General features: G+C 44.9%; 2 rRNA genes. Both read left to right on the top strand.

From position 1 onward, the window contains the following. Nucleotides 1–130: 130 nt before the first annotated feature. Nucleotides 131–3,050: ribosomal RNA gene (locus tag CRV11_RS03665) — 23S ribosomal RNA — on the top strand. Nucleotides 3,051–3,136: 86 nt separating this feature from the next. Beyond that, nucleotides 3,137–3,252: ribosomal RNA gene (rrf, locus tag CRV11_RS03660) — 5S ribosomal RNA — on the top strand. Nucleotides 3,253–3,276 lie beyond the last annotated feature (24 nt).

The raw sequence follows: 3,276 nt of genomic DNA, 5'->3' as shown, positions 1-3,276 counted from the left end.
TTTTCAGTTCTTTAACAATCTGGAACAAGTTAAAAACGATTTATTATTTAATTGATTACATTGTTATTAGACGTTGGATAATAATAATTATATGTAAGATCTACATTTTTGAAATGCTTGTGGGTTGTGAGGTTAAGTAATTAAGCGTATATGGTGGATGCCTTGGCAATCAGAGGCGATGAAGGACGTGCTAATCTGCGAAAAGCGTCGGTAAGGTGATATGAACCGCTATAGCCGGCGATTTCCGAATGGGGAAACCCGATACTTTTGTATCATCGTTAAGTAAATACATAGCTTAACGAAGCAAACCGGGAGAACTGAAACATCTAAGTAACCCGAGGAAAAGAAATCAATCGAGATTCCCTAAGTAGTGGCGAGCGAAAGGGGAACAGCCCAGAGCTACAAGTAAATTTGTCTATTAATAGAATGGTCTGGAAAGTCCAACGATACAGGGTGATAGTCCCGTATATGAAAATATACAAATTTATATGCTCATTAGAGTAGGACGAGACACGTGATATCTTGTCTGAATATGGGGGGACCATCCTCTAAGGCTAAATACTCCTGATTGACCGATAGTGAACTAGTACCGTGAGGGAAAGGTGAAAAGTACCCCGGTTAGGGGGGTGAAATAGAAAACCTGAAACCGTATACGTACAAGCAGTAGGAGCATCATCTAATGATGTGACTGCGTACCTTTTGTATAATGGGTCAGCGACTTATATTCTGTAGCAAGGTTAACTGTAATTAAGGGAGCCGTAGGGAAACCGAGTCTTAAATGGGCGTTTAGTTGCAGAATATAGACCCGAAACCCGGTGATCTAACCATGAGCAGGTTGAAGGTTGGGTAACACCAATTGGAGGACCGAACTGACTAATGTTGAAAAATTAGCGGATGACTTGTGGTTAGGGGTGAAAGGCCAATCAAACCGGGAGATAGCTGGTTCTCCTCGAAAGCTATTTAGGTAGCGCCTCGTGAATTGATCTTCGGGGGTAGAGCACTGTTTCGGCTAAGGGGCTATCCAAGCTTACTAATCCGATGCAAACTACGAATACCGATGAATATTATCACGGGAGACACACGGCGGGTGCTAACGTCCGTCGTGGAAAGGGAAACAACCCAGACCGTCGGCTAAGGTCCCTAAATTATGATTAAGTGGAAAACGATGTGGGAAGTCTTAAACAGCCAGGATGTTGGCTTAGAAGCAGCCATCATTTAAAGAAAGCGTAATAGCTCACTGGTCTAGTCGGCCTGCGCGGAAGATTTAACGGGGCTAAATCATATACCGAAGCTGCGGCAATAATGTTACATGTTATTGGGTAGAGGAGCGTTCTGTAAGCTGTTGAAGGTGTATTGTGAAATATGCTGGAAGTATCAGAAGTGCGAATGCTGACATAAGTAACGATAAAGCGGGTGAAAAACCCGCTCGCCGAAAGACTAAGGGTTCCTGTCTTACGTTAATCGAGGCAGGGTGAGTCGACCCCTAAGGTGAGGCCGAAAGGCGTAATCGATGGAAAACAGGTTAATATTCCTGTACTTGATATTATTGCGAAGGGGAGACGGAGAAGGCTATATCATCCGGGCGACGGTTGTCCCGGTTTAAGCATGTAGATGGATGTTCTAGGCAAATCCGGATCATCTTAACATCAAGGTGTGATGACGAGGTATTTAATAATACTGAAGTGATAAATGCCACGCTTCCAAGAAAAACCTCTAAGCTTCAGATAACATTAAATCGTACTCTAAACCGACACAGGTGGTCAAGTAGAGAATACTAAGGCGTTTGAGAGAACTTGGGTGAAGGAACTAGGCAAAATGGTGCCGTAACTTCGGGAGAAGGCACGCTAACATATAGGTGAAGAGATTTACTCTCCTAGCTTAAGTTAGTCGCAGATACCAGCTAGCTGCAACTGTTTATTAAAAACACAGCACTGTGCAAACACGAAAGTGGAAGTATACGGTGTGACGCCTGCCCGGTGCCGGAAGGTTAATTGATGGGGTTATCTATAAACTAGAAAAGCTCTTGATCGAAGCCCCGGTAAACGGCGGCCGTAACTATAACGGTCCTAAGGTAGCGAAATTCCTTGTCGGGTAAGTTCCGACCTGCACGAATGGCGTAATGATGGCTAGGCTGTCTCCACCCAAGACTCAGTGAAATTGAATTTGCTGTGAAGATGCAGTATACCCGCGGCAAGACGGAAAGACCCCGTGAACCTTTACTATAGCTTGGCACTGAATATTGAGTATTTATGTGTAGGATAGGTGGGAGGCTTTGAAGTATAAACGCTAGTTTATATGGAGCCGACGTTGAAATACCACCCTTGAATACTTAGTATTCTAACGTAGCCCCGTAATCCGGGGTGCAGACAGTGTCTGGTGGGTAGTTTGACTGGGGCGGTCTCCTCCTAAAGAGTAACGGAGGAGCACAAAGGTCAGCTAATCACGGTCGGAAATCGTGAGTTTAGTGCAATGGCATAAGCTGGCTTAACTGCGAGAATGACAATTCAAGCAGATGCGAAAGCAGGTCATAGTGATCCGGTGGTTCTGAATGGAAGGGCCATCGCTCAACGAATAAAAGGTACTCCGGGGATAACAGGCTAATACCGCCCAAGAGTTCATATCGACGGCGGTGTTTGGCACCTCGATGTCGGCTCATCACATCCTGGGGCTGAAGTGGGTCCCAAGGGTACGGCTGTTCGCCGTTTAAAGTGGTACGCGAGCTGGGTTTAGAACGTCGTGAGACAGTTCGGTCCCTATCTGCCGTGGGCGTTGGAGAATTGAGGGAGGTTACTCCTAGTACGAGAGGACCGGAGTGAACGCACCGCTGGTGTTCGGGTTGTCATGCCAATGGCATTGCCCGGTAGCTAAGTGCGGAAGAGATAAGAGCTGAAAGCATCTAAGCACGAAACTTGTCCCAAGATTAGTTCTCACTGATTCTTTAATAAAGAATCCTAAAGGGACGTTGAAGACAACAACGTTGATAGGCCGGATGTGTAAGCATAGTGATATGTTGAGCTAACCGGTACTAATGACCCGTGAGGCTTGACCTCACAACACCAGAAGCATTTTAAAATAATTAAAATTTTAGCTTGTTTGAGATTATATTTTGTTTTTTTTAATTGTAAATTTATTTGAGCCTGGTGGCAATAACGCGATGGTACCACCTGAATCCATGCCGAACTCAGAAGTGAAACGTCGTCGTGCCGATGGTAGTGTGGAGTTTCTCCATGTGAGAGTAGGTAACTGCCAGGTTCTAATATTTATACAAGTTTTTGT

It is taken from the genome of Candidatus Pantoea edessiphila (assembly GCF_002933335.1).
Classification (GTDB): domain Bacteria; phylum Pseudomonadota; class Gammaproteobacteria; order Enterobacterales; family Enterobacteriaceae; genus Pantoea_C.
This window is presented reverse-complemented; position numbering and strand designations above follow the sequence as displayed.